This is a genomic window from Streptomyces sp. RLB3-17, assembly GCF_007113425.2.
GTDB classification, from domain to species: Bacteria; Actinomycetota; Actinomycetes; order Streptomycetales; family Streptomycetaceae; genus Streptomyces; species Streptomyces mirabilis_D.
Genome location: NZ_CP041610.2, coordinates 4,029,644 through 4,053,680 on the forward strand (window position 1 = coordinate 4,029,644; position 24,037 = coordinate 4,053,680).

Sequence of the window (24,037 nt, forward strand, 5' to 3'; positions counted from 1 at the left end):
GGAGGGACACCGGCGCGGCGGTGCGCCCACTCACCCCCCTGGACCACGGGAGGACTGCATGTCGGTTCGTGACCGCGTCCGTAGAACCTGCTGGGCCGCGCTGCTGGCCCTGCCGCTCGCCCTGTTCACCGTGCCGCAGAGCGCGTCGGCCGCCTCGCTCACCCAGGTGACCGGCTTCGGCTCCAACCCCGGCAGCCTGTCGATGTACACGTACGTCCCCGACAACCTGCCCTCCGGCGCCCCGGTGGTCGTGGCCCTGCACGGCTGCACCCAGAGCGCGAGCGACTACTACAGCCACTCCGGCTGGCCCAAGTACGCCGACCTGTACGGCTTCGCGCTGGTCTTCCCGCAGACCTCCAGCGCCAACAACGCCAACTCGTGCTTCAACTGGTACCAGTCCGGGGACTACACCCGGGGCCAGGGCGAAGCCCTGTCCATCAAACAGATGGTCTACTACGCCAAGACGCAGTACGGCAGCGACCCCAGCCGCGTGTATGTGACGGGGCTGTCCGCCGGCGGCGCCATGACCTCCGTGATGCTCGCCGACTACCCCGATGTCTTCGCGGGCGGCTCCATCGACTCCGGCATCCCGGCGGGCTGCGCCACCGATCTCAGCAGCGGCCTCACCTGCGAGTACAACCCGGTCAGCAAGACCCCGCAGCAGTGGGGCGACCTGGTACGCGGCGCATCGGGCGGCTGGAGCGGACCCTGGCCGCGGGTGGCCGTCTGGCAGGGTTCCGGCGACTCGACCGTCAACCCCGCCAACGCCACCGAGTCCCGCGACCAGTGGACGAACGTCCGGGGTATCGGCCAGACCCCGTCATCGACCGCCACGCTCACCGGCGGCACCACCCAGGACGTCTACAACGATGCCAACGGCGATCCTGCCGTCGAGACCTTCACCGTCTCCGGCATGGCACATGGCCTCGCCGTGAACCCCGGCTCCGGGACCGACCAGTGCGGCACGACCGGCACGTACTACCTCAACTACATCTGCTCCAGCTACTACACGGCGAAGTTCTGGGGCCTGGACGGCACCTCCGGCGGCGGCACCGGTGCCCTGCCCGCGCCCACCGGGCTGACGGTAACCGGCACCACGGACACCAGCGCCTCACTTTCCTGGAACGCCGTCAGCGGCGCCGCCTCGTACACCATCTACCGCGGCGGTACGAGGACGGGCTCGACGACCTCCACTTCGTACACGGACACCGGACTGGCCTCCGGCACCGGATACAGCTACACCGTCGCCGCCGTCGACTCATCGGGCAAGGCCGGCGCCGCCGACGCGGCCGTGACGGCGACCACCACCGGTTTTCCGCCACAGTGCTTCACCGCGAACAACTACGACCAGGTCGCCGCGGGCCGCGCCCACCAGAGCGGCGGCTACACCTACGCGAACGGCTCCAACCAGAAGATGGGCCTGTACAACACCTTCACCACCCACACCCTCGAGGAGACCGCCACCGGCTACTACGTGATCGCCGACTCCGGCTGCCCCGCCTGACCGGGCCTGCCACTGCTCACGCAGGGCGAGAACGTCGCGTTCGCGGTCGGTGACGGCGGCGAGGTACGGGCCGGCGGGGTCGCTGTGGTCGGCTTGGCGGCGCGGCCGCGTCCCAGCGACTGCTCACCACCGCCAGAGGCACCCGCCGCCGGAAACTCCGGCCCCGGCTCGAACTGACGTCGCACCAGGGAACGGCGATTCCCCGGTCGTTCCCCCGGACGAGTGCAAAGAGCGCGAAACGCACGACTGCGGCCCCCGGATCAGCTCCAGGGGCCGCAACCTTGTTGCTGGCAAACCACGAGTGCGCGGGCGGCATCGTTTCTTCACGCGTAGCGCGCAGTGGGGCGGGTGGGACTCGAACCCACGGCCGACGGATTATGAGTCCGCTGCTCTAACCGGCTGAGCTACCGCCCCTTACGGCGCGTCGCGCACATTTGTGCGCGCCGTCTGCCGCAGCATAGCCGCTCATACGATCTCCTGCTTCGGATGGTCGGCAACGCATGACCATGAGGACTTCGGCGTGGCCTGCGCGGTTCCGCCGGACATGAAAAAGGACCCCTGAGGGGTCCTCTTCCGTTGCTCTCCCGACTGGACTCGAACCAGTAACCTGCCGGTTAACAGCCGGCTGCTCTGCCAATTGAGCTACAGGAGACCGAGCTCCCCCGACTGGACTCGAACCAGTAACCTGCCGGTTAACAGCCGGCTGCTCTGCCAATTGAGCTACGGAGGATTGCCTCGTTGCGTCGAACGCACCTACCCGGGTATTCGCCAGGGGGCGTGCGCTCGCTGCGACACATACATTAGCGCAAGCAGGGGGGTGCTCCGCCAATCGGTTCCCCCCGCACCGATGCCGACGCAAGGGAAGGGTGGCCGCCATGCGGTACCGGCTCACATTCGTCGCCGGACTGGCTCTGGGTTACGTGCTCGGCACGCGCGCCGGGCGCGAGCGCTACGAGCAGCTGAAGAAGTCCGCGCGCCAGGTCGCGCAGAACCCCGCGGTGCGCAACACCGCCGAGACCGCCGCCCAGCAGGGGCGCGAGATCGCGGGCAAGGCGTTCCACACGGTCGGCGAGAAGGTGGGCGACCACGTCCCCGACTCGGTCACCGCCCGCGTCCGCTCGCTGCGCGAACGCAACACCAACGGCACCCGCGAGGACGACTGGGGCACCAGCAACACGTAGGGCCCCACGAGCGGCGCGGGAAACCACCCGATCAGCCCCCACCTGCCGAAAGCCGAACGACTCCCGGCAGGCGGGGCGAGGGGATCCCTGGCGGGGCCGGTGACCGCGCCACCCCGTCCGACCTGCGCCCCGGCCCGGCGGGCGTCCCGTCGCCGGGCCGGTACCACCCGGCCCGGCGCACTCATCCCCCGCCGTACGGCAGAATTTCCGCCATGGGGATAGTCGCCGGGTTGGACAGTTCGCCCGATTTCACTCGTATCGTCGTCTGCGACACGGACACGGGAGCCGTGCTCAGGCAGGGATATGCCCCGCATCCGGTGGAAACCACCGAGGGCGGCGGCCGTCCTTCCGATGTCGATCCACAGGCCTGGCTGCTGTCCCTGGGCGAGGCGGCCGGCGGTGGGCTCCTCGAAGGCGTGCAGGCCATCGGCGTCTCCGCGCAGCAGAACGCGCTCGTTCCGCTGGACACACAGGGCAACACGGTGCGGCCGGCCATGGTCGGCGGTGACAAGCGCGCACAGGTCGCCGCCGCCGATCTCGTCGACGCGCTCGGCGGGCGCGAGGCATGGGCGCAGGCCGTGGGCCACGTACCGCAGGCCGCCCAGCCGGTGACCAAGCTGCGCTGGCTGAACAAGACCGAGCCCGACGCCGCGCTGCGCACCGCCGTGCTGCTGCAGGCGCACGACTGGCTGGTGTGGCAGTTGCTCGGGCGGCCGATGCGGCGGACCACCGACCGGGGCGGGGCCTCCGGAACCGGCTACTGGTCGGCTGCGACCGGCGGCTACCGGCCGGATCTCGTCGAGCTCGCGCTCGGCCACCAGGCCACGCTGCCCGACGTGCTGGGCCCGTCCGAGGCGGCGGGGACGACACCCGAGGGGCTGCTGATCTCCGCGGGCACCGGAGAGACCATGGCCGCGGCCTTCGGGCTCGGTATCGGGCTCGGGGACGCGGTCGTGTCCCTCGGCGCCTCCGGGTCCGTGATGGCCGTACACCCCGAGGCGCTGGTCGACGCCTCCGGCATGATCACCTCGCTGGCGGACGCGACCGGCATGCACCTGCCGGTGGTGACCACCCTCAACGCCGTACGCACCCTGCGCGGCGCGGTCGAACTGCTCGGCCTGCCCGACCTGGAGAGCCTGTCCGAGCTGGCGATGAAGTCCACGCCGGGCTCCCACGGGCTGGTCCTGCTGCCGTACCTGGAGGGCGAGCGGACCCCGAACCTCCCGCACACCGCCGGAACGCTCGCGGGGCTGCGGCGCGAGTCGATGCGGCCCGAACACCTGGCGCGGGCCGCCTTCGAGGGCATGCTGTGCGGGCTCGCGGACGCGCTCGACGTGCTGCGCGGACGCGGCGTGGACGTACGGCGGGTGTTCCTGCTCGGGGCGGCCGCCGAGCTGCCGGCCGTGCAGGCCGCGGCGCCCGCGCTGTTCGGCGCGCAGGTCGTCGTGCCCCAGCCGGCGGACTACGCGGCGCTGGGCGCGGCCCGTCAGGCGGCCTGGGCCCTCGGCGTCTCACAGGGCACGCTCGACCCCCAGCTGCCACCCGTCTGGCAGGGTGCGATCGCCCAGATACTGGAGCCCGGCGAGGAACTGGCCGTGGGTCAGGCCGTACGGCAGCAGTACGTGTCCGTACGGGAACAGACGCATCCGGGGGCGTTCCGGTCATAGGGGGCGAGAGGGGTGCGGACGGGTGTCCCGGTGGGCGTGGCGGCCGACAGGGACCCTATGACGTACGTCTCGAGGTCCGGTTCCGATCCGCTCTTGGTCCGCTCTTGGATTAATCGGTTGAGGTAACACGGGTGGAGTGTTCGACGATAGGGGGTGGTGCACCACCGACCGCACTGCCGTCGACGACTCCGAGAGAAGCCGCGTGCTCATACGACTGCTTCGGACCTACCTCAGTCCGTACAAGAAACCCATCGCTCTCCTCGTGCTGCTGCAGTTCCTGCAGACCTGCGCAACCCTGTACCTGCCGACCCTGAACGCACACATCATTGACAACGGTGTCGTCAAGGGAGACACGGGTTACATCCTGTCCTTCGGTGCCCTGATGATCGGGATCTCGCTGATCCAGGTCGTCTGCAACATCGGCGCCGTCTACTACGGCGCCCGTACGGCGTCCTCCGTCGGCCGGGACATCCGGGCCGCCGTCTTCGACCGGGTGCAGTCCTTCTCCGCACGCGAGGTGGGCCACTTCGGAGCCCCCTCCCTGATCACCCGCACCACCAATGACGTCCAGCAGGTGCAGATGCTCACGCTGATGACGTTCACCCTGCTGGTGTCGGCGCCGATCATGTGTGTCGGCGGCATCGTGCTGGCCCTCGGCCTGGACGTGCCGCTCTCCGCGGTCCTGGTCGCCGTGGTGCCGGTGCTCGGCATCGGAGTGACCCTGATCGTGCGCCGGCTGCGCCCGCTGTTCAGGACCATGCAGGTGCGCCTGGACACCGTGAACCGGGTGCTGCGCGAGCAGATCACCGGCAACCGCGTCATCCGCGCCTTCGTCCGCGACGACTACGAGAAGGACCGCTTCGAGTCCGCCAACGCCCAGCTGACCGAGGTGTCCCTCGGCACCGGCCGGATGCTCGCCCTGATGTTCCCGATGGTCATGACCGTCGTGAACCTCTCGTCGATCGCCGTGGTCTGGTTCGGCGCCCACCGCATCGCCAGCGGCGGCATGCAGATCGGCGACCTGACCGCGTTCCTCGCCTACCTCATGCAGATCGTGATGTCCGTGATGATGGCCACCTTCATGTTCATGATGGTGCCGCGCGCGGAGGTCTGTGCCGAGCGCATCGAAGAGGTCCTGGACACCTCGTCGAGCGTCGTGCCGCCGAGCGCGCCCGTCGTGGAGCTGCGGCGCCACGGCCACCTGGAGATCCGCGGCGCCGGGTTCCGCTACCCGGGTGCCGAGGAGCCCGTCCTGAAGTCCATCGAACTGGTGGCGCGGCCGGGTGAGACGACCGCCGTGATCGGGTCGACGGGCAGCGGCAAGTCGACGCTGCTCGGGCTCGTGCCCCGGCTCTTCGACGCCACCGACGGAGAAGTCCTCGTCGACGGCGTGGACGTGTCGACCGTCGAGCCGAAGCTGCTCGCCAGAACGGTCGGGCTCGTCCCCCAGAAGCCCTACCTCTTCGCGGGGACGGTCGCCACCAACCTCCGCTACGGCAATCCGGACGCGACCGACGAGGAGCTGTGGCACGCGCTGGAGGTGGCGCAGGCCAAGGGCTTCGTGGAGCGGCTGGAGAACGGCCTGGACTCGCCGATCGCGCAGGGCGGCACCAACGTCTCCGGTGGTCAGCGCCAGCGCCTCGCCATCGCCCGCACCCTCGTCCAGCGCCCCGAGATCTACCTCTTCGACGACTCCTTCTCCGCGCTCGACTACGCGACCGACGCGGCACTGCGCGCGGCGCTCTCCCAGGAGACCGCCGAGGCGACCGTGGTGATCGTCGCCCAGCGGGTGTCGACCATTCGGGACGCCGACCGGATCGTGGTCCTCGACGAGGGCCGGGTGGTGGGCACGGGCCGTCACCACGAGCTCATGGCCGACAACGAGACCTATCGGGAGATCGTTCTCTCCCAGCTGACGGAAGCGGAGGCCGCCTGATGGCCGGGCCCATGGGACGCATGATGGCCGGGGGCGGCCCCGATCAGCGCTCGATGGATTTCAAGGTGTCCGGGAAGAGGCTCCTGGCCCAGTTCAAACCCGAACGCGTCACCATGTACGGAATGCTGGTCGCCGTCGTCCTGAGCGTGGCGCTCTCGGTGGTCGGACCGAAGATCCTCGGCAAGGCCACCGACCTGGTCTTCGCGGGCATCATCGGGCGGCAGATGCCGGCCGGTGCCACCAAGGCCGAGGTCCTCGCCTCCATGCGCAGGCGCGGTGAGGGCGGCATGGCCGACATGCTCGCCGGGACGGACTTCACCCCCGGCAAGGGCATCGACTTCGGTGCCGTCGGCAACGTACTGCTGCTCGCGCTCTGTACGTTTTTGCTGGCCGGCCTGCTGATGGCGGTGGCGACGCGCCTGGTGAACCGGGCCGTCAACAAGACCGTCTACCACATGCGCGAGGACCTGCAGGCGAAGCTCTCGCGGCTGCCGCTGTCGTACTTCGACAAGCGCCAGCGCGGTGAGGTGCTCAGCCGCGCCACGAACGACATCGACAACATCCAGCAGACCCTGCAGCAGTCGATGGGCCAGCTGGTGAACTCCCTGCTGACCATCATCGGCGTGCTCGCGATGATGTTCTGGGTGTCGTGGCTGCTCGCGCTGGTCGCGCTCGTCACGGTCCCGCTCTCCTTCGTCGTCGCCACGCGCATCGGCAAGCGCTCGCAGCCGCACTTCGTGCAGCAGTGGCGCACCACCGGCAAGCTCAACGCCCACATCGAGGAGATGTACACCGGGCACACGCTGGTGAAGGTGTTCGGGCGGCAGGAGGAGTCGGCGGCTCAGTTCGCCGAGCAGAACGAGAAGTTGTACGAGGCCGGGTTCAAGGCGCAGTTCAACAGCGGGGTCATGCAGCCGCTGATGATGTTCGTGTCGAACCTGAACTATGTGCTGGTGGCGGTGGTCGGCGGTCTGCGTGTCGCGTCCGGCTCGCTGTCGATCGGCGACGTCCAGGCCTTCATCCAGTACTCCCGCCAGTTCTCGATGCCGCTGACACAGGTCGCCTCGATGGCGAACCTCGTGCAGTCCGGTGTCGCGTCCGCGGAGCGCATCTTCGAACTCCTCGACGCTGAGGAGCAGGAGGCCGACCCGATGCCGGCGGCGCGCCCCGACGAGCTGCGCGGGCGGGTGGCGCTGGAGAACGTGTCCTTCCGCTACGACCCCGAGAAGCCGCTCATCGAGGACCTGTCGCTGAAGGTGGAGCCGGGCCACACGGTGGCGATCGTCGGCCCGACCGGCGCCGGCAAGACCACGCTGGTCAACCTCCTGATGCGGTTCTACGACGTCACCGGCGGCCGGATCACCCTCGACGGGGTCGACATCGCGTCCATGTCCCGGGACGAACTCCGGGCCGGGATCGGGATGGTGCTCCAGGACACCTGGCTGTTCGGCGGCACGATCGCGGAGAACATCGCGTACGGGGCCTCGCGTGAGGTCACCCGCGGGGAGATCGAGGAGGCGGCGCGGGCCGCGCACGCGGACCGTTTCATCCGCACGCTCCCCGAGGGCTACGACACCGTCATCGACGACGAGGGGACGGGGGTCAGCGCGGGCGAGAAGCAGCTGATCACCATCGCGCGGGCGTTCCTGTCCGACCCGGTGATCCTCGTCCTCGACGAGGCGACCAGTTCCGTCGACACCCGTACGGAGGTGCTGATCCAGAAGGCGATGGCGAAGCTCGCGCACGGGCGGACGTCGTTCGTGATCGCCCACCGGCTCTCCACGATCCGGGACGCGGACACCATCCTCGTGATGGAGAACGGGTCGATCGTCGAGCAGGGCGCGCATGCGGAGCTGTTGGCGGCGAACGGGGCGTACGCGCGCCTCTACAAGGCCCAGTTCGCCCAGGCGGTGGCCGAGGTCGACTAGCGGGTGCGGGTGGGCAGGCGGGTGCGGGGAGGTGCTTCCTCGCCCCCGCCGCCCCTACCCTCCCCCAAGCTCTCGGCTTCGCTCGAGCAGGGGGGACCCCCATCATCCCTACCTGGGGCTCCGCCCCAGACCCCGGAGGGTGGTCTTTCGACTGCGGGCCGGTGGGGGCTGGTCGCGCAGTTCCCCGCGCCCCTCAGAAGCGCTGGCGCGCATCTTTCAGCCCGTCCGGCGTTTGAGGACGAGGCCGTTCAGGCCGACAGGGTCTGGGGGCGTAGCCCCCAGGGATGGGACGAGTAGGGGCGGCGGGGGCGAGAGACGTCGGGTCAGTCCAGGTAGCCGCGGAGTTGGTCCGCGAAGGCGTGGTCCCTCAGTTTGTTGAGGGTTTTGGACTCGATCTGGCGGATGCGTTCGCGGGTGACGCCGAAGATACGGCCTATTTCCTCGAGCGTGCGGGGGCGGCCGTCGGCGAGCCCGTACCGGAGCTGGACGACCTTGCGTTCACGCTCGCCGAGCGTGGAGAGCACCGCTTCCAGGTGTTCCCGCAGGAGCAGGAACGCGGCGGACTCCACCGGCGACGTCGCGTCACCGTCCTCGATCAGGTCGCCGAGCGCCACGTCGTCCTCCTCCCCCACCGGCGCGTGCAACGACACCGGCTCCTGGGCAAGACGCAGCACCTCACTCACCCGCTCACCGGGAAGGTCGAGGTGCGCGGCGACCTCGTCCGGCGTCGGTTCGTAGCCGCGCTCCTGCAGCATCCGCCGCTGGACCCGCACCACCCGGTTGATCAACTCGACCACGTGGACGGGGACCCGGATCGTCCGGGCCTGATCGGCCAGCGCCCGCGACATGGCCTGCCGGATCCACCAGGTCGCGTACGTCGAGAACTTGTACCCACGGGCGTAGTCGAACTTCTCCACCGCCCTGATCAGACCGAGGTTCCCCTCCTGGACCAGGTCGAGCATGGTGAGCCCGCGGCCCACATAACGTTTCGCGACCGAGACGACGAGGCGCAGGTTCGCCTCGATGAGGCGGCGCTTGGCCATGCGGCCCATGACGACGAGCTTGTCGAGGTCGAGGGCGAGCTGACTGTCCAGGTCGGAGGCGAGGCGGAGCTTCTCCTCGGCGAAGAGTCCGGCCTCGACGCGACGGGCGAGTTCGACCTCCTCCGCCGCGGTGAGCAGCGGAATGCGGCCGATCTCGCGCAGGTACTGGCGGAACAGGTCCGAGGAGGGGCCTCCGGTGTCCGTACCGCGTCCCCGGGGCAGTTCGACGGGCTCCGGGACCTCGGCCTCGGTTTCGACCTCCACGGGCTCGGCCTCGGCCTCGACGGCGTCCGCCGCCGGTCCGTCCGGCTCCGTCTCGGGGTGGTGCGCGGCGCCGCGCTGCGGGGGCACCGCCGTGACGACGTCGGGCTCGGCGTCCGTATCCGCGTCCGTGAGGTTGTCGGTCTGTGTGAGGGTCTGGGTCTGCACGGGGGCGACCTCCAGGAATGTCGCTGCTGAGGCGTGCGGCAGCGGTACGTCGGGGATGGGGTCGACGGCCTCGCCGCTGTCCATCCCGTAGTCGTTTGGCGGAACCGCGGGAATCGGAAACCCGTCGCGTGCGGGTCGGCCGCGCTCCGAGGACTCAGGCACCGGAACCCAGTGTGGAGTACGACACATCGCCGCCACGAGGGGCGTGCGGTGACTTTTTGCGTCCGGTCCGTGACCCGGTGGTTACCGCGCCCTCCGAGTGCGCAGCTCAGCGCGCGCGAAACCGATTGAACGGAGTACGGGATTGGCATGTGCGCCGGGCCCATCCGGGCAGGCCCCGGCCCCGGACCGGGCAGGGCGGCCTCAGAGCGCCTCCGCGCCCCGCTCGCGGAGCGCCTGTCCGTACTGCTGGAGCACCCACAACTCGTTCTGCACGGCCGCCAGCTGGGCCGGGTCGCCGTGGGCGCTCGCGCGGGACAGGGCGCCCTGGACGTCCACGACGCGGCGCTCGACGGCGCGGCGGCGGACCATGACGAGCTGGTCGCCCGCGTAGGTCTCGTCGACGGTCTTGCGCATGATCGCCTCGACGGCCAGCTCGGTGACCATGGAACGGACCACGTCGTCCGGGGCGGCCTCGCGGACCCGGACCAGATACTCCTGGGGGTCCTGCGTGCCGAACTCGGCGCCGCCCGACTCCATGATCGCCAGGCGGACGGCGGCGTAGGGCGCGGCGGTGAACTCGTCGATCCCGTAGGCGTCGAAGGCCGGGGAGACCAGCTCGGGCCGCTGGAGGGCGAGCTTGAGCAGCTCGCGCTCGGTGGCGTAGACGGGGTTGCGGAGGTTGAGCGCCGGACCGCCCGCGGGTGTCCGGACGGCGGCGTACCCCTGCTGGGGGCGCTGGCCGCCCGCGGGGGCCGGGCCCTTGCCGCCGCGGTCGCGGGCCCAACGGGCCAGCTGGGCCACCCGCTTGACCACGAACTGGGTGTCGAGGATGCCGAGCATGCCGGCGAGCTGTACGGCGACCTCGTGCTGGGCGCCGCTGTTCTTGATGCGGGCGACGATGGGCGCGGCCTCGTCCAGGGCCGCCGCGCGCCCGGCCGGGGTCTCCAGGTCGTAGCGCAGGATGATCTGGCGCAGGGCGAACTCGAAGAGGGGCGTGCGGGGTTCGACGAGGTCGGCGACCGCCTCGTCGCCCTTGGCGAGGCGCAGGTCGCAGGGGTCCATGCCGTCCGGCGCGATGGCGATGTACGTCTCGGCGGCGAACTTCTGGTCGTCCTCGAACGCGCGCAGGGCGGCCTTCTGGCCCGCCGAGTCGCCGTCGAAGGTGAAGATCACCCGGGCCGAGCCGTTGTCCATCAGGAGGCGTCTGAGGATCTTGATGTGGTCGCTGCCGAACGCGGTGCCGCAGGTCGCGATCGCGGTGGTGATGCCGGCCAGGTGGCAGGCCATGACGTCGGTGTAGCCCTCGACGACGACCGCGCGGCTGGCCTTGGCGATGTCCTTCTTGGCGAGGTCGATGCCGTAGAGGACCTGGGACTTCCGGTAGATCGCGGTGTCGGGCGTGTTCAGGTACTTCGGGCCGTTGTCCGCCTCGTACAGCTTGCGCGCGCCGAAGCCGACGACCTCGCCGCCGATGTCGCGGATCGGCCACATCAGGCGCCCGCGGAAGCGGTCGATGGGGCCCCGGCGGCCCTCCTGGGAGAGGCCGGAGAGGAGCAGCTCCTTGTCGGTGAAGCCCTTGCCGCGCAGGTGGCGGGTGAGGTGGTCCCAGCCCTGGGGGCTGTAGCCGACGCCGAAGTGCGCGGCGGCGGCCTGGTCGAAACCGCGCTCGGCGAGGAACTTGCGGCCCGCGTCGGCCTCGGGGCTGATGTCGAGCTGCTCCACGTAGTACTGCGCGGCGATCTTGTGCGCCTCGACCAGGCGGATCCGCTCACCGCGCTGGTGGGAGGGGTTGTACCCGCCCTCCTCGTAGCGCAGGGTGATGCCGGCCTGCCCGGCGAGGCGCTCGACGGCCTCGGAGAAGGTGAGGTGGTCGACCTTCATCACGAACGTGATGGTGTCGCCGCCCTCCTGGCAGCCGAAGCAGTGGAAGAGACCCTTGCTCGGGCTGACCTGGAAGGACGGGGACTTCTCGTCGTGGAAGGGGCACAGGCCCTTGAGGTTTCCGCCGCCCGCGTTGCGCAGCTGGAGGTACTCGGACACGACGGCGTCGATCGGGACCGCGTCCCGAACCGCCTTCACGTCCTCGTCGTTGATCCTTCCAGCCACGAGGTGATTCTACGGGGCCGGACTGACACTCCTGGGGCGAGGCGAACGCCCCGGTGTCAGGGGGCCAGGCTCTCCAGCGGTACGTGCGGGTTCGCCAGTGCCTCGGTGTCCACCTGGGCCCGGGACCGGATCAGCCGCTGGATGGGTTCCGTGACGTCCCACACATTCACGTTCATCCCGGCCAGCACCCGCCCGTCCTTCATCCAGAAGGCGATGAACTGGCGCTTGCCCGCGTCGCCCCGGATCACCACTTCGTCGTACGTCCCCGAGGGCGCCCAGCCCGAGTACTCGAGCCCGACGTCGTACTGGTCGGAGAAGAAATAGGGCACGCGGTCGTACGTCGTCTCGCGGCCCAGCATCGCGCGGGCCGCCGCCGGTCCGCCGTTGAGGGCGTTGGCCCAGTGTTCGACGCGCAGCCGGGTGTCGAAGAGGGCGTGCGGGAAGGAGGCGACGTCACCGGCAGCGTAGATGTCGGGGTCGGAGGTGCGCAGGCGGTCGTCGACCGCGATACCGCCGCCGTACGCGCGGTCGGCGATCTCCAGGCCCGCGGCCTCGGCGAGGCCGATGCGCGGCGCCGCCCCGATGGCCGCGAGCACGTCGTGGGCCGGGTGCTCCTCACCGTCGTCGGTGCGCGCGGCGAGCACCATGCCGTCCTGGCCGACGATCTCGGTGAGCCGGACGCCGAAGCGGAAGCGGACGCCGTGCTCGCGGTGCAGCTCGGCGAAGAGCTGGCCCAGCTCGGGGCCGAAGACCGCGTGCAGCGGGGTCGGCCCATGCTCGACGACGGTGACCTCGGCGCCGTACTCGCGGGCCGCCGCCGCGACCTCCAGGCCGATCCAGCCCGCGCCCGCGATCACGATGTGGCCGTTGTCACGGCCGAGCGCGGCCAGGACGCCCTTGAGGCGTTCGGCGTGGGCGAGGCGGCGCAGGTGGTGGACGCCCGCGAGATCCGTCCCGGGGATGTCGAGGCGGCGCGGCTCGGCGCCGGTCGCGAGGAGCAGCTTGTCGTAGTGGACGAGGGTGCCGTCGTCGCCGAAGCGGACGGTCTTCGCCGTGCGGTCGATGGCGTCGACGGTCTGGCCGAGGTGCAGCTCCACGTCGTTCTGCGCGTACCAGGCGGGTTCGTGCACGAAGACGCTGTCCCGCTCCTCCTTGCCGAGCAGATAGCCCTTGGAGAGCGGCGGGCGCTCATAGGGGTGGTCACGTTCGTCGCAGATCAGTATCACGCGGCCGGTGAAACCCTCCGCTCGGAGCGTCTCGGCCGCCTTGGCGCCGGCCAGGCCTCCTCCGACGATGACGAATGTCTGATCCGCGTCGACCACTTGATGCCTCCTCGTAACGTTGTCGCCAGGCGAGCGTCCCGCACGCAGCGTGATGCGGGAAGAGGGTGTGGCCCGATCAGGCCACGCAGGGTCACACTTCGCCGCCGCCTGTGGGGCGGGTGGTGAGCCTGAGATGCAGTGAACGTGCCGAGGCGTCGGTGAGCGAGGCAATCTGGTCGACGATCACCCGCTTGCGCGCACGATCGTCCCCGGCCTCGTCGAACAGCGCCCGGAACTGCGGGTCAAGACCGTCCGGGGCGCGGGCGGTGAGCGCCTCGGCCAGCTCGGCGACGACGATCCGCTGATCGGCGCGCAGCCGCTCCTGCTCGGCGCGCTGCATGACGTACCGGTCGGCGACGGCCTTGAGGACGGCGCACTCGTGGCGGGCGGCGCGCGGGACGACCAGCTCCGCCGCGTACCGGGTGAGCCGGCCGGCGCCGTACCGCGCGCGGGTGGCGCCCTCGGCGGCCAGGCAGAAGCGGCCGATGAGCTGACTGGTGGCGTCCTTCAACCGGGCCTGCGCGACGGCCGATCCGTCGTATCCGTGCGGCCACCACTCCTGTTCCAGGAGCCGGTCGAGGGCCTCGGAGAGCTCGGCCGGGTCGGTGTCGGCGGGCACGTACCGGCCGATGGCGACCTTGAAGATCTCCTCGCGTTCCGGCTCGGCGTGCAGGCAGTTGGGGTCGATGTGGCCGGCGTGCAGACCGTCCTCGACGTCGTGCACCGAGTAGGCCACGTCGTCGGACCAGTCCATGACCTGGGCCTCGAAGCACGTACGGGTGCCGGGGGCGCCCTTGCGGACCCAGTCGAAGACCGGCCGGTCGTCCTCGTAGGCCCCGAACTTCGGGGAGGCGGGGTCGGTGGGGTGGGCGCCGCGCGGCCAGGGGTACTTGGTGGCGGCGTCGAGGGCGGCGCGGGTGAGGTTCAGTCCCACGCTCACGAGTTCGCCCGTCTCCTCCGAGTGGACGAAGCGCTTGGGCTCGATCCTGGTCAGCAGGCGCAGCGACTGCGCGTTGCCCTCGAAGCCGCCGCAGTCCTCCGCGAACTCGTTCAGCGCCTGTTCGCCGTTGTGTCCGAAGGGCGGGTGGCCGAGGTCGTGGGAGAGGCAGGCCGCCTCGACGAGGTCGGGGTCGCAGCCGAGGGCGGCGCCGAGCTCGCGGCCGACCTGGGCGCACTCCAGGGAGTGGGTGAGTCGGGTGCGGGCGCTGGCGTCCCAGGCCTGGCCGCGTGTGCCGGGGGTGACGACCTGGGTCTTGCCCGCGAGGCGGCGCAGCGCGGAGGAGTGCAGCACGCGTGCGCGGTCGCGCTGGAAGGCGGTGCGGCCGGGACGTTTGTCGGGTTCTACGGCCCAGCGCTCGACTGACGTCGGGTCGTACTCGTCGGAGAGGGGTGCGGTGCCGTCCATGTACCCGACAGTAAACGCAGGCAGTGACAAACGGGGCGCGGCCTACCGCCGGGAGGCGTGGATCAGGCCGAGGCCAGCTCGCGTTCCGGGGCCGGTTCGGGGGTCGCCACGGCCTGGTCGTAGCGGTGCAGGATCAGGCGGGCCATCGCGGCGTGGGCGCCCAGCGGGGCCGCGGCGATCCAGGGGGCGGCCGCGGCGCACTCGGTGGCGAAGCGGCCGGGCGCGGTGAAGTAGGAGGCGACGGCGATGCGGTGGCGGCCACGCGCGGCCAGGGCCCGCACGGCGGCGGCGACGGTGGGCGCGGCGGAGGCGTACGCGGGGACGACGGGCACGCCGAGGCGTTCGGCCAGCAGCTGGGCGGTGCGGCGGGTGTCGATGACCGACTCCGGGTCGCGCGAGCCCGCGGCGGCGAGCACGACCCCGCCGGCGCGCCGGGCCGCGTCGCTCGTCCCGGTCCGCCAGCCGGCCTCGACGAGCCGCTCGTACAGCGTCTCGACGAGCAGGGGGTGCGGGCCGAGCGGGGCGGCGACACGGGCCCGCAGTCCCGGTACGGCGGCCGCGGCCTCGGGGATGTCCCGCTTGACGTGGTAGCCGCGGCTGAGCAGCAGCGGCACGAGAACGGCACCGTCGGCGGCGCCCTCGGCGTCGAGGGAGGCGAGCGTGTCGGCCAGCAGCGGTTCGTTGAGCTCGATGTGGCCGAGGTGCACGGACAGGTGCGGGCGAAGCTCGCGGACGCGCTCGATCAGGGTGCGTACGGTGCTCAGCGCGCGCGGGTCGCGGCTGCCGTGCGCGACGAGGACGAGCGGCGGCGGCGCGGGGCGGCGGGCCCCGTTCAGCGACACGAGGCTGAGCTGACTGCCGAGCTGGCTGGTGATCGCGTTCATGAGTTGCGCCGTACTGTCGAGGTGGGCGCCACCGGGCGGCTGCCCGCCGATGGGGGTCCCCGTACTCGGGCGGAACCGAGAGCGGGGGAGGGTCCTGGACTCGTCGTGAGAGGGGTTCGACGCCGTCATGGACCGATGGTGACGGTACGAGGTTGCCGCGCGGTTGCACGGGCGTGTCAGGTGTTTTCCGAGGGTTCACGGCCCGGTGCGGTGGCGGTGTGAGCACCTCCCACCTGCGCTTCCGCGGCGCCGAGTGAGCCCGGTCACGGTACCCGGGCGAACCGAACGGGCTTACGCTGCGTCCCCATCTGTCGAATACCGACGCGATCGGACGCCACCGGGGGGACGAACGACCATGCCGCGCCTGCCGCACCCGAGGATCCTCAGACCGCGGCTGCCCCGCCTGCCGCGCACCCGCGCCGGGCAGCGGCGGGCCGTGCAGACGGTCATGCTGCTGTGCGTGCTGGCGCTGCTTCCGGTGACCTGGCTGTACGTGAGCACGGCCGACGGACTGCGGACGACGGCCGACGCGCCGCGCACCGAGGTCGCGGTGGTGTTCGGGGCCGGGCTGTGGAACGGCGAGCCGTCCCCGTACCTCGCGCACCGGCTGGACGCGGCGGCGAAGCTGTACCGGGCCGGGCGGATCGAGGCGGTGCTCGTCACCGGGGACAACAGCCGCAAGGACTACGACGAACCGGACGCGATGCGGACCTATCTGACGAAGCGTGGGGTGCCGGACCGGCGGATCGTCAGCGACTACGCCGGGTTCGACACCTGGGACTCCTGCGTGCGGGCCCGGAAGATCTTCGGCGTCCACGAGGCCGTGCTGATCAGCCAGAACTTCCACATCCGGCGGGCCGTGGCGCTGTGCCGGGCGGCGGGCGTGCGGTCGTACGGCATCGGGGTCGACGCCACCCACGACGTCACCTGGTACTACGGGGGCACCCGCGAGGTGTTCGCGGCGGGGAAGGCCCTGCTGGACGCGGTGTTCAAGCCCGATCCGCAGTTCCTGGGGCCGAAGGAGCCGGGGGTGGCGCGGGCCCTCGCGGCGGCGCGGAAGTGAGGACGGTCATCGATCCCGCCGGTCTGACGCCCGCGGAACGCCGGGTCTGGGAGGCCTTTCCGCTCGGCGAGGGCGTCGACTTCCGCGAGGAACCCGCCGCCTCCGCCGCCGACTCCGGCGAGAGCCCCGCCGACGACCCCGCGGCCGGCGCCTCCTGGGGCCCCGAGCGGACCGTGCGCGCCGAGGTGCTGCGGGCGCTGCTGATCGACGGACCGGCCCAGGACGGCGAGATAGCCGGCCTGAAGCTCACCGGCGCGCGCATCACCGGACAGCTGGATCTCGTGTACGGGACGGTCGAGCAGGCCGTGCAGCTGCGGTTCTGCCACTTCGAGCAGCCTCTGAAGCTGTACGGGGCGCAGCTGCGCGCGCTGGTGCTGAGCGACTCGGTGCTCCCCGGGCTCAAGGGGGGCAACCTGCGGGTCGACGGGGTGCTGCGGCTCAGCTGCTGCCGGGTCACCGGGCCGATACGGCTCCAGGGCGCGAAGATCTCCGGCGCCGTGTTCGTCAACGGGGCGCGGCTGGGCTCCCCGGCGGCACCGGACGCCGACGCGGGGGACGCGGCCGCGGAACCGGTTCTCCAGCTCAATCACGCGGCCATCGGCACCGACCTGTGGGCCGTCGGACTCGTCGCGCACGGCCAGGTACGGCTGAACGGGGCCACGGTCGGCGGTCAGGTCAACCTCGACGAGGCCGATCTGCACGTACCGGCGGGCGAGACCGCCCTGCACGCCGAGACCCTGTCGGTCGGCACCGACCTGCGGGCCGTGCGGCTGCGCGCGCGGGGCCGGGTCAACCTGAGCGGGTCGAGGATTCCCCACCAGCTGAATCTGGCCTACGCCCGGCTGTCCAACCCCGGGGGTCCGGCCCTGCGCGCCAGCAGCTGTGTCATCGGCGAGCTGTGGCTGCGCGAGGCCGCGCCGATCGTGGGCACCGTGAACCTGCGCCGCTCCCAGCTGGACCTTCTGCACGTGCCTCCGGGGGTGTGGCCCGACCGCGTCCGGATCGACGGACTCGGCTACCGCACCCTCGCCCCGCATCTGCCCGCCGAGCAGCGGCTGCCGCTGCTGGAACGCGAGGAGGGCGGCTATCTTCCCTACGCCTACGAGCAGTTGGCCGCCGCGTACCGCACGGCGGGCGACGACGCCGCCGCGCGCACCGTCCAGCTGGCCAAACTCCGCCGGCACCGCCGCACCCTCCCCCGCTACGCCAGGTTCTGGGGCCGGCTCCAGGACGTGGCCGTCGGCTACGGCTACCGGCCGATGCGCGCGGCGGGCTGGCTGCTGTTGCTGCTGTGCACCGGCGCCACCGCCTTCACGCTGCACCATCCGCCCGCTCTGAAGCCCGCCGAGGCGCCCGGCTTCAACCCGGTCTTCTACACCCTCGACCTTCTGCTGCCGCTCGTCGACTTCGGTCAGGAGACGGCCTTCGCGCCGCGCGGCTGGTACCAGTGGCTCTCGTATCTGCTGATCGCCGTCGGCTGGATCCTGGCCACGACGATCGCGGCGGGCGTCACCCGCTCCCTGAACCGGCAGTAGCCAGTAGGCGCGCCACAACTCGAAACGGTGAACGGCTCCCGGGAACAGGCCTGTTGGCAGGTGCCCCTGGCACTAGCATGGCCGCGTGACGCAGGAGTTCAGCTATCGCTGGGGCCATTCCGCACTCACCGCCGACTTCGATCTGGACGGCCGCACACCCCGCCTGGTCCGGCTGACCGTGCCCGGTGAACCGGAGCCCAAGAACGCCGCCGAGGCCGCCGGGGCCGCGCTGCCGCTCGTCGACGTGACCCTCCTCGGACAGGGCACCGGCTGGTCCGGGCCGCGCTTCACCGGTACGGCGCTCGGGCAGCGCCTGACCCACCGCGCCCACCACGCGGCGTACGGCGACGGCTGGCACCACCTCACCGTCCAACTCCAGGACAGGCGGGGCGGTCTGACCGTCTTCGTCGAGTACTCCTCACCGGACGCGGTACCGGTGCTGCGCGCCCGCGTCCGGATCCGCAACGACGGCGACGCACCCGTCACCCTGCGCTCGGTGAGCAGTCTGCTGCTGGGCGCGCTGCCCTCACCCGACGTGCTCGACGTGCACCGGGCGCGCAACGACTGGCTCGCCGAATGCCGTTGGCACGCCGAGGAGTTGCGGGAGTCCGTGCCCGACGTCGGCCGGGCGTTCCACGGGCACGACGGGCGGGCCGGGGCGCGGCTCGCCGGGCGCGGGAGCTGGCCCACCGACGGGCATCTGGCGATGGGCGCGCTCACCGATCGCACCGACGGGCGCTGCTGGCTCTGGCAGATCGAGTCCGCCGCGAGCTGGCTGTGGGAGGCGGGCGAGGCGGACCACCACACGTACCTCTCCCTGAGCGGTCCGACCGCGGACGACCACCAATGGCGTCAGGTCCTGTCCCCGGGCGCCGAGTTCGTCTCCGAGTACGCGGCCCTCGCGCTCGGCGACGGCTTCGAAGGGGCGCTCACCGCGCTGACCGACTACCGCCGCCGGATCCGCCGCCCGCACCCCGACCACGACCTGCTCCCCGTCGTCTTCAACGACTACATGAACACCCTCATGGGCGACCCGACCACCGAGAAGCTGCTGCCGCTGATCGACGCGGCGGCCGAGGCGGGCGCGGAGTACTTCTGCGTCGACGCCGGGTGGTACGACGAGGGCGGGGACGGGGACGGGGACGGGGATGCGGATGGGGACACGGGCGGGGACGAGGCCGGGGACGGAGACACGGGCGCGGGCGGGGACGGCGGCGGGGGCTGGTGGGACGGTGTCGGCGCCTGGCTGCCGTCGGCGCGGCGCTTCCCCGGCCCGGGCGGCCTCCACGCCGTGCTCGGCCGGATCCGGGAGCGCGGGATGGTGCCGGGGCTGTGGCTGGAGCCGGAGGTGGTCGGCGTCCGCAGTCCGCTCGCCACCGAGCTGCCGGACGAGGCCTTCCTGCGCCACGAAGGCGGTGTGCGCGTCACCGAACAGGGCCGCCACCAGCTGGACCTGACGCATCCGGCCGCCCGCGCGCACCTCGACCGGACGGTCGACCGGCTCGTCGGCGAGTGGGGCGTGGGCTATCTCAAGCTCGACTACAACATCACCACCTCCGCGCCCGGGCTCCTCGACCACACGCGGGCCTGGCTGTCCTGGCTGTCGGCCGTCCTGGACCGCCACCCGGGTCTGGTCGTCGAGAACTGCGGTTCGGGCGGGCTGCGCATGGACGGCGCGTCGCTGGCCGTGGCCCAGCTCCAGTCCACCTCCGACCAGCAGGACCCCCTGCGCTACCCGCCCATCGCGGCCGCCGCGCCGACCGCGGTGCCGCCCGAGCAGGGGGCCGTGTGGGCGTACCCGCAACCGGGGTTCACGGACCAGGAGATCGCCTTCACCCTCGGCTCGGCGCTGCTGGGGCGGGTTCATCTCTCCGGGCATCTGGACCGCATGACGTCGCGCCAACTCGGCCTCGTTCAGGAGGCGTTGGTGACGTACAAGGCCATTCGGGGCGATCTGAGCCGGTCGGTGCCGTTCTGGCCGCTGGGGCTGCCCGGGTGGCGCGACGCGTGGGTGGCGCTGGGGATGTGGGTGCCGTTCCTCGACACCACGTATGCGCTGGTGTGGCGCAGGGCGGGCGATGATCCCGAAGTCGCCCTGCCCGTGGCTCACTTGGCGGGGCGGGAGGCGCGGGTCGACGTACTGCACGGGTCGGCGGGGCCGGTGGTGTGGGACGGGTCGGCGCTGCGGGTGACGTTGCCGGAGGCACCGTCGGTGCTGCTGACCCGGCTCACCGTGTAGCGGTCACCCTGGGCGAGGGCGCTCCTCCTGTCTCCGTGGACGCGTGCGGGGCGGACGAGGAGTCGGGGCTCACCGGGGACGCGGGGTTCGGGGGTTTCGAGGTGTTCGAGGGACTCGACGAGCACGAGTTGATCCCGAGCCCCAGAGCGGCCCCCGCACCCGCGCCGCCCAGTGCGAGGAGACGGCGCCGGGTGATGTCGCTGTCGGTCATGGCGGGACCCTAGGGGCGGCCCGGGGCGCGACCGTGGGGACGCGCGCAGTCACGCGGACCCGCCACCCGCACGAGTGGGCTCCTCGACGACAGGTGCGCCCGTGCCCTCAACGACGACGGACGTGCCAGTCCCCACCCTCGACGAGCGTGCCGCCGGCCCGCAGCCGCGCGGCGACGGCGGGGGCGGCCACGTACACCCAGGCCCGTACGGCCGTGCCGTCCGCGCGGGTCACCTCCCGTGCCACCCGCTCGTACAGGTTGCGGGGGTCGCCCGGCACGTACTCCTCCAGCCGGTCCAGCGCGCCGAGCAACTGCCCGTACGCCTCCGGGAGCGCGGTGACCAACTCCCCGCGCACGACACCTCCGGGCTCCTCGACGGCGTACGGATATCCGGGCCCTTCGTACAGCACGGCTCCCCGCATCCGGCCGGGCTCCTCCGACTCCGTACGGCCGCGGAGGAAGAGGTCGTGGTTGTGCCCGCCGGGGCGCAGCGTGCCGTAGACGAAGAAGGGAACGGTCACTCGGCGGTCTCCCCCTCCACGCTCTCCCCCTCCACGGTCTCCTCCTCGACCCAGCGCAGATAGTCCGCGCTCCCCCGGACGACGGGCGTCGCGATGATCTCGGGGGTGTCGTAGTCGTGCGCCGCGAGGAGATACGCCTCCAGCGCGTCGTACCGCGCACCCGTCGTCTTGAACAGCACCTGCCACTCGCTCGCGGTCTCCACCGCTCCCTTCCACCGGTAGACGGACGTCACCGGCCCGGCGATCTGCGCGCAGGCCGCGGCCCGCGCCTCGACCGCGCCGCGCGCGAGCGCCTGCGCCTTCTCCGGGTCGTCGGTCGTGGTCAGCACGGTCAGCCAGGCTCTCGTCCCAGCGGCCGTTCCGGTGCCCGCCCCGGCGGCCATCTCCATGATCGTCTCCTTTCGTGAGGGTGCAGAAACGATTCTCGCCGCACCTCGCGCACATCACGCACGCGCTATGGACATGACATGTCATGGACCTTTAACTCTGACTCGACATCAGCGCCCCCACGCGTCTGAGCGCCCCTCCCCGAGGAGACCGATGAGTCGGATCCGGATACGGCAGACCCGAGGTACCCGACCTCACACCCGAGGCTCCCGCCTCGCCGCGGCCGGTGTGGCCGCGGCAGCCACCGCCCTGCTGGCGGCCGCCCTGACCCCCACCGCGGGGGCCGTCGACCGGCCCAGCCGCGCCACCGCGATCGACAACGCCGCCGCGGCCCTGGTGAAGGAGGCCGCCCGGCTGGGCCTGACCTCCGCCGAGGGCACCAGCGTCCGTGACGTGGTCGTCGACGCGGACGGCGGCCAGCATGTGCGCTACGACCGCACGTACCGGGGACTGCCGGTCCTGGGCGGCGACTTCGTGGTCCACCTCGCCCCCGGCGGCTCCTATCGCGGCGCGAACCGGGCCACCTCCCGCGACCTCTCCGTCCCCACCACCAGGCCCGCGCTCGCCGCCCCCGAGGCCGCCGACCTGGCCACCGCCGCGCTGCGCGCCGCGCACCTCGGCGAGACGCTGAAGAAGGTGACGGCCAAGCCCCAGCTCGTCGTGGACGCCCTGCACGGCGCGCCCCGGCTGGCCTGGCGCACCAATGTGGTGGGCCAGGACTCGCTGGGCAACCCGGTCGCCCGCACGGTGCTGACCGACGCCCGCAGCGGCCGGCAGATCGACGCCTGGGACAGCATCGAGACGGCCACGGGTGACGGCAAGTCCCTCTACAGCGGCACGGTCCCGCTGGAGACCACGCTCTCCGGATCGACGTACCAGCTCAAGGACCCGACGCGCGGGAACACGTACACGGGCGACGCGGCGAACAAGACGGACCTGTGCATCTTCGGGGTCTGCGTCAGTCGCGCTCCTGCGACCCTCTTCACGGACGCCGACAACCACTGGGGAACCGGGGCGGCTTCGGACCGTTCCTCGGCCGCGGTCGACGCCCAGTACGGCACGAACGAGACCTGGGACTACTACAAGAACGTCCACGGCCGCACCGGCATCGCGGGCGACGGCAAGGGCTCGTACAACCGCGTGCACTACGGCAGCAACTACAACAACGCCTTCTGGGACGACAGTTGCTTCTGCATGACGTACGGGGACGGTGACGGGACGACACTCGGGCCGCTGGTCGCGCTCGACGTGGCCGGTCACGAGATGACCCACGGTGTCACGTCGAAGACGGCGGCGCTGACGTACTCGGGCGAGTCCGGCGGCCTGAACGAGGCGACCTCCGACATCTTCGGCACGCTGGTGGAGTTCTACGCGAACAACTCCACCGACCCCGGGGACTATCTGATCGGCGAGAAGATCGTCCGCTCCGGTTTCGGCAAGGCGGCCCTGCGGTTCATGGACCAGCCGTCCAAGGACGGCAACTCGGCGAACTGCTGGAGCTCCTCGGTCGGCAATCTCGACGTCCACTACTCGTCCGGCGTCGCGAACCACTTCGCGTACCTGCTCGCCGAGGGCAGCGGCGCGAAGACCATCAACGGGGTCAGCTACAACTCCCCCACCTGCAACAACTCTACGGTCACCGGCATCGGCCGGGACAAGCTCGGCGCGATCTGGTACCGCGCGCTCACGGTCTACATGACGTCCTCGACGAACTACGCGGGCGCGCGGACGGCGACGCTGAACGCGGCGAAGGACCTGTACGGGGCCGGAAGCACGGAGTACAACGCGGTGGCGGCGGCCTGGTCCGCGGTGTCCGTGAGCTGAACGTCAGACGCCCGACAGGGCCACGACCGGCCGCCCCGGCACGCGCGACACGCGCTCGCCGGGGCGGCCGGCTCGTGCGGCAGGCGCTTGCGCCGGGGCGGCCGGGACGGCCGGAGCGTGCGGCAGGCGCTTACGCTGGGGCGGCCGGGACGGCCGGAGCGTGCGGCAGGCGCTTACGCTGGGGCGGCCGGGACGGTCGGCTCGTGCGGCACGGGCCTGCGCCGGGGCGGCCGGGACGTGCGACACGCGCTCGCGCCGGGGCGGTCGGCTCGCGGCGTCTGGGCCATCCGGGTCGGCGTGGCGGTGCGGTCCGGGACGTCGGGTGCGGTGCCCGCAGCGGGCGGTCGGCGACGACGGGACCGAAACGGCCCTCGCGGCTGCCTTCGTGACAGCACAGGCCGTCACCTCAACCATTCTTGAGGTCAAGGCGCCTCCCACCCGCCCCCGTCACCCGTTCGCACCCCCTCCCCGCGCTCTTCGGGCTCTTTGCCGCGACACACCAGCCGTACGCCGGTGACCTGCTGGAACACCATCGTTCCGGCCCCGCGGACACCCCCGTCCGGCACCCTTTCCCCGCATTTGTGACGCGCTGTCAGGAAGCGAATCCGGCCGACTGCCACTTACCTCGAAAGGGCAGGGGCACGACCGACACAGCGGCACTTGGGGGTGCCGCCGGCCGCGCCCCCTCGG

At 71.6% G+C, this 24,037-nt stretch carries 17 protein-coding genes and 3 tRNA genes; 9 read left to right on the top strand and 11 right to left on the bottom strand.

Features of this window, described 5'->3' with window-relative positions:
* Positions 1–58: 58 nt before the first annotated feature.
* On the top strand, positions 59–1,504 hold the full coding sequence (locus tag FNV62_RS18615) for an alpha/beta hydrolase family esterase (protein ID WP_143601565.1): 1,446 nt from the start codon (positions 59–61) through the stop codon (positions 1,502–1,504).
* 340 nt (positions 1,505–1,844) lie between these two features.
* Here the strand turns inward: FNV62_RS18615 and FNV62_RS18620 are convergent.
* The 3 genes from FNV62_RS18620 to FNV62_RS18630 all read right to left on the bottom strand — a co-directional run bounded on the left by FNV62_RS18620 (position 1,845) and on the right by FNV62_RS18630 (position 2,234).
* Positions 1,845–1,918, bottom strand: a tRNA-Ile gene (locus FNV62_RS18620).
* Between the two features lie 165 nt (positions 1,919–2,083).
* Positions 2,084–2,156: transfer RNA gene (locus FNV62_RS18625), tRNA-Asn, on the bottom strand.
* 5 nt (positions 2,157–2,161) lie between these two features.
* Positions 2,162–2,234: transfer RNA gene (locus tag FNV62_RS18630), tRNA-Asn, on the bottom strand.
* Positions 2,235–2,379: 145 nt separating this feature from the next.
* On the opposite strand from FNV62_RS18630, the gene FNV62_RS18635 reads away from it, so the two are divergent.
* From FNV62_RS18635 to FNV62_RS18650, 4 genes are all read left to right on the top strand, one after another.
* Positions 2,380–2,685, top strand: coding sequence for a hypothetical protein (locus FNV62_RS18635; protein WP_054233549.1), 306 nt, complete (start codon positions 2,380–2,382; stop codon positions 2,683–2,685).
* 212 nt (positions 2,686–2,897) lie between these two features.
* Positions 2,898–4,352, top strand: a complete 1,455-nt coding sequence (locus tag FNV62_RS18640) for an FGGY family carbohydrate kinase (RefSeq protein ID WP_097284617.1) — start codon at positions 2,898–2,900, stop codon at positions 4,350–4,352.
* 202 nt (positions 4,353–4,554) lie between these two features.
* Positions 4,555–6,288 carry an ABC transporter ATP-binding protein gene (locus FNV62_RS18645; RefSeq protein ID WP_054233616.1) on the top strand — a complete coding sequence of 578 codons (1,734 nt, stop codon included), beginning with the start codon at positions 4,555–4,557 and terminating at the stop codon, positions 6,286–6,288.
* A complete protein-coding gene (locus tag FNV62_RS18650; RefSeq protein ID WP_143613309.1) occupies positions 6,288–8,216 on the top strand; it encodes an ABC transporter ATP-binding protein in 1,929 nt (642 codons plus the stop codon). Before FNV62_RS18645 ends, FNV62_RS18650 begins: the two co-directional genes overlap by 1 nt.
* Before the next feature lie 323 nt (positions 8,217–8,539).
* Here FNV62_RS18650 and FNV62_RS18655 read toward each other — a convergent pair whose 3' ends face one another.
* The 5 genes from FNV62_RS18655 to FNV62_RS18675 form a co-directional block, all read right to left on the bottom strand.
* Complete coding sequence (locus tag FNV62_RS18655; RefSeq protein WP_143601567.1) at positions 8,540–9,850, bottom strand: RNA polymerase sigma factor; 1,311 nt, start codon at positions 9,848–9,850, stop codon at positions 8,540–8,542.
* 201 nt (positions 9,851–10,051) lie between these two features.
* Complete coding sequence (dnaG, locus tag FNV62_RS18660) at positions 10,052–11,956, bottom strand: DNA primase (RefSeq protein WP_054233545.1); 1,905 nt, start codon at positions 11,954–11,956, stop codon at positions 10,052–10,054.
* Positions 11,957–12,012: 56 nt separating this feature from the next.
* Positions 12,013–13,278 (bottom strand): NAD(P)/FAD-dependent oxidoreductase, encoded by a 1,266-nt coding sequence (locus FNV62_RS18665; RefSeq protein ID WP_054233544.1) that lies wholly within the window; start codon positions 13,276–13,278, stop codon positions 12,013–12,015.
* Between the two features lie 91 nt (positions 13,279–13,369).
* Positions 13,370–14,683: a deoxyguanosinetriphosphate triphosphohydrolase gene (locus FNV62_RS18670; RefSeq protein WP_143601568.1), complete on the bottom strand. Its 1,314-nt coding sequence runs from the start codon at positions 14,681–14,683 to the stop codon at positions 13,370–13,372.
* Between the two features lie 62 nt (positions 14,684–14,745).
* Positions 14,746–15,567, bottom strand: coding sequence for a sirohydrochlorin chelatase (locus tag FNV62_RS18675; protein WP_225900288.1), 822 nt, complete (start codon positions 15,565–15,567; stop codon positions 14,746–14,748).
* A 355-nt stretch (positions 15,568–15,922) separates the two neighbouring features.
* Between FNV62_RS18675 and FNV62_RS18680 the strand changes: the two genes are divergently transcribed.
* The 3 genes from FNV62_RS18680 (at position 15,923) to FNV62_RS18690 (ending at position 20,404) form a co-directional block, all read left to right on the top strand.
* Positions 15,923–16,630: a vancomycin high temperature exclusion protein gene (locus FNV62_RS18680; RefSeq protein WP_099941222.1), complete on the top strand. Its 708-nt coding sequence runs from the start codon at positions 15,923–15,925 to the stop codon at positions 16,628–16,630.
* Between the two features lie 8 nt (positions 16,631–16,638).
* Entirely contained in the window at positions 16,639–18,165 is a 1,527-nt protein-coding gene (locus FNV62_RS18685) for a membrane-associated oxidoreductase (RefSeq protein ID WP_143605388.1), read from the top strand.
* Positions 18,166–18,250: 85 nt separating this feature from the next.
* Positions 18,251–20,404 (top strand): alpha-galactosidase, encoded by a 2,154-nt coding sequence (locus tag FNV62_RS18690; protein ID WP_143601569.1) that lies wholly within the window; start codon positions 18,251–18,253, stop codon positions 20,402–20,404.
* Here FNV62_RS18690 and FNV62_RS18695 read toward each other — a convergent pair.
* The 3 genes from FNV62_RS18695 to cutA form a co-directional block, all read right to left on the bottom strand.
* Positions 20,394–20,615 (bottom strand): hypothetical protein, encoded by a 222-nt coding sequence (locus tag FNV62_RS18695; RefSeq protein ID WP_143601570.1) that lies wholly within the window; start codon positions 20,613–20,615, stop codon positions 20,394–20,396. The two genes, FNV62_RS18690 and FNV62_RS18695, sit on opposite strands and share 11 nt — an antisense overlap.
* A 107-nt stretch (positions 20,616–20,722) precedes the next feature.
* Complete coding sequence (locus tag FNV62_RS18700; RefSeq protein ID WP_060899085.1) at positions 20,723–21,136, bottom strand: gamma-glutamylcyclotransferase family protein; 414 nt, start codon at positions 21,134–21,136, stop codon at positions 20,723–20,725.
* The gene (gene cutA, locus FNV62_RS18705) at positions 21,133–21,525 is read right to left on the bottom strand and encodes a divalent-cation tolerance protein CutA (protein WP_225900289.1); all 393 of its coding nucleotides are present in this window, start codon (positions 21,523–21,525) and stop codon (positions 21,133–21,135) included. Before cutA ends, FNV62_RS18700 begins: the two co-directional genes overlap by 4 nt.
* Positions 21,526–21,676: 151 nt before the next feature.
* Between cutA and FNV62_RS18710 the strand changes: the two genes are divergently transcribed.
* The gene (locus FNV62_RS18710; RefSeq protein WP_097284630.1) at positions 21,677–23,347 is read left to right on the top strand and encodes a M4 family metallopeptidase; all 1,671 of its coding nucleotides are present in this window, start codon (positions 21,677–21,679) and stop codon (positions 23,345–23,347) included.
* Positions 23,348–24,037: the final 690 nt, after the last annotated feature.

Bases quoted from the DNA above. Each gene is read 5' to 3' on its own strand.
- FNV62_RS18615 (WP_143601565.1), top strand. From the start codon at position 59: ATGTCGGTTCGTGACCGCGTCCGTAGAACCTGCTGGGCCGCGCTGCTG.
- FNV62_RS18635 (WP_054233549.1), top strand. From the start codon at position 2,380: ATGCGGTACCGGCTCACATTCGTCGCCGGACTGGCTCTGGGTTACGTG.
- FNV62_RS18640 (WP_097284617.1), top strand. From the start codon at position 2,898: ATGGGGATAGTCGCCGGGTTGGACAGTTCGCCCGATTTCACTCGTATC.
- FNV62_RS18650 (WP_143613309.1), top strand. From the start codon at position 6,288: ATGGCCGGGCCCATGGGACGCATGATGGCCGGGGGCGGCCCCGATCAG.
- FNV62_RS18670 (WP_143601568.1), bottom strand. From the start codon at position 14,683: ATGGACGGCACCGCACCCCTCTCCGACGAGTACGACCCGACGTCAGTC.
- FNV62_RS18675 (WP_225900288.1), bottom strand. From the start codon at position 15,567: ATGAACGCGATCACCAGCCAGCTCGGCAGTCAGCTCAGCCTCGTGTCG.
- FNV62_RS18680 (WP_099941222.1), top strand. From the start codon at position 15,923: ATGCCGCGCCTGCCGCACCCGAGGATCCTCAGACCGCGGCTGCCCCGC.
- FNV62_RS18695 (WP_143601570.1), bottom strand. From the start codon at position 20,615: ATGACCGACAGCGACATCACCCGGCGCCGTCTCCTCGCACTGGGCGGC.
- cutA (WP_225900289.1), bottom strand. From the start codon at position 21,525: ATGGAGATGGCCGCCGGGGCGGGCACCGGAACGGCCGCTGGGACGAGA.
- FNV62_RS18710 (WP_097284630.1), top strand. From the start codon at position 21,677: ATGAGTCGGATCCGGATACGGCAGACCCGAGGTACCCGACCTCACACC.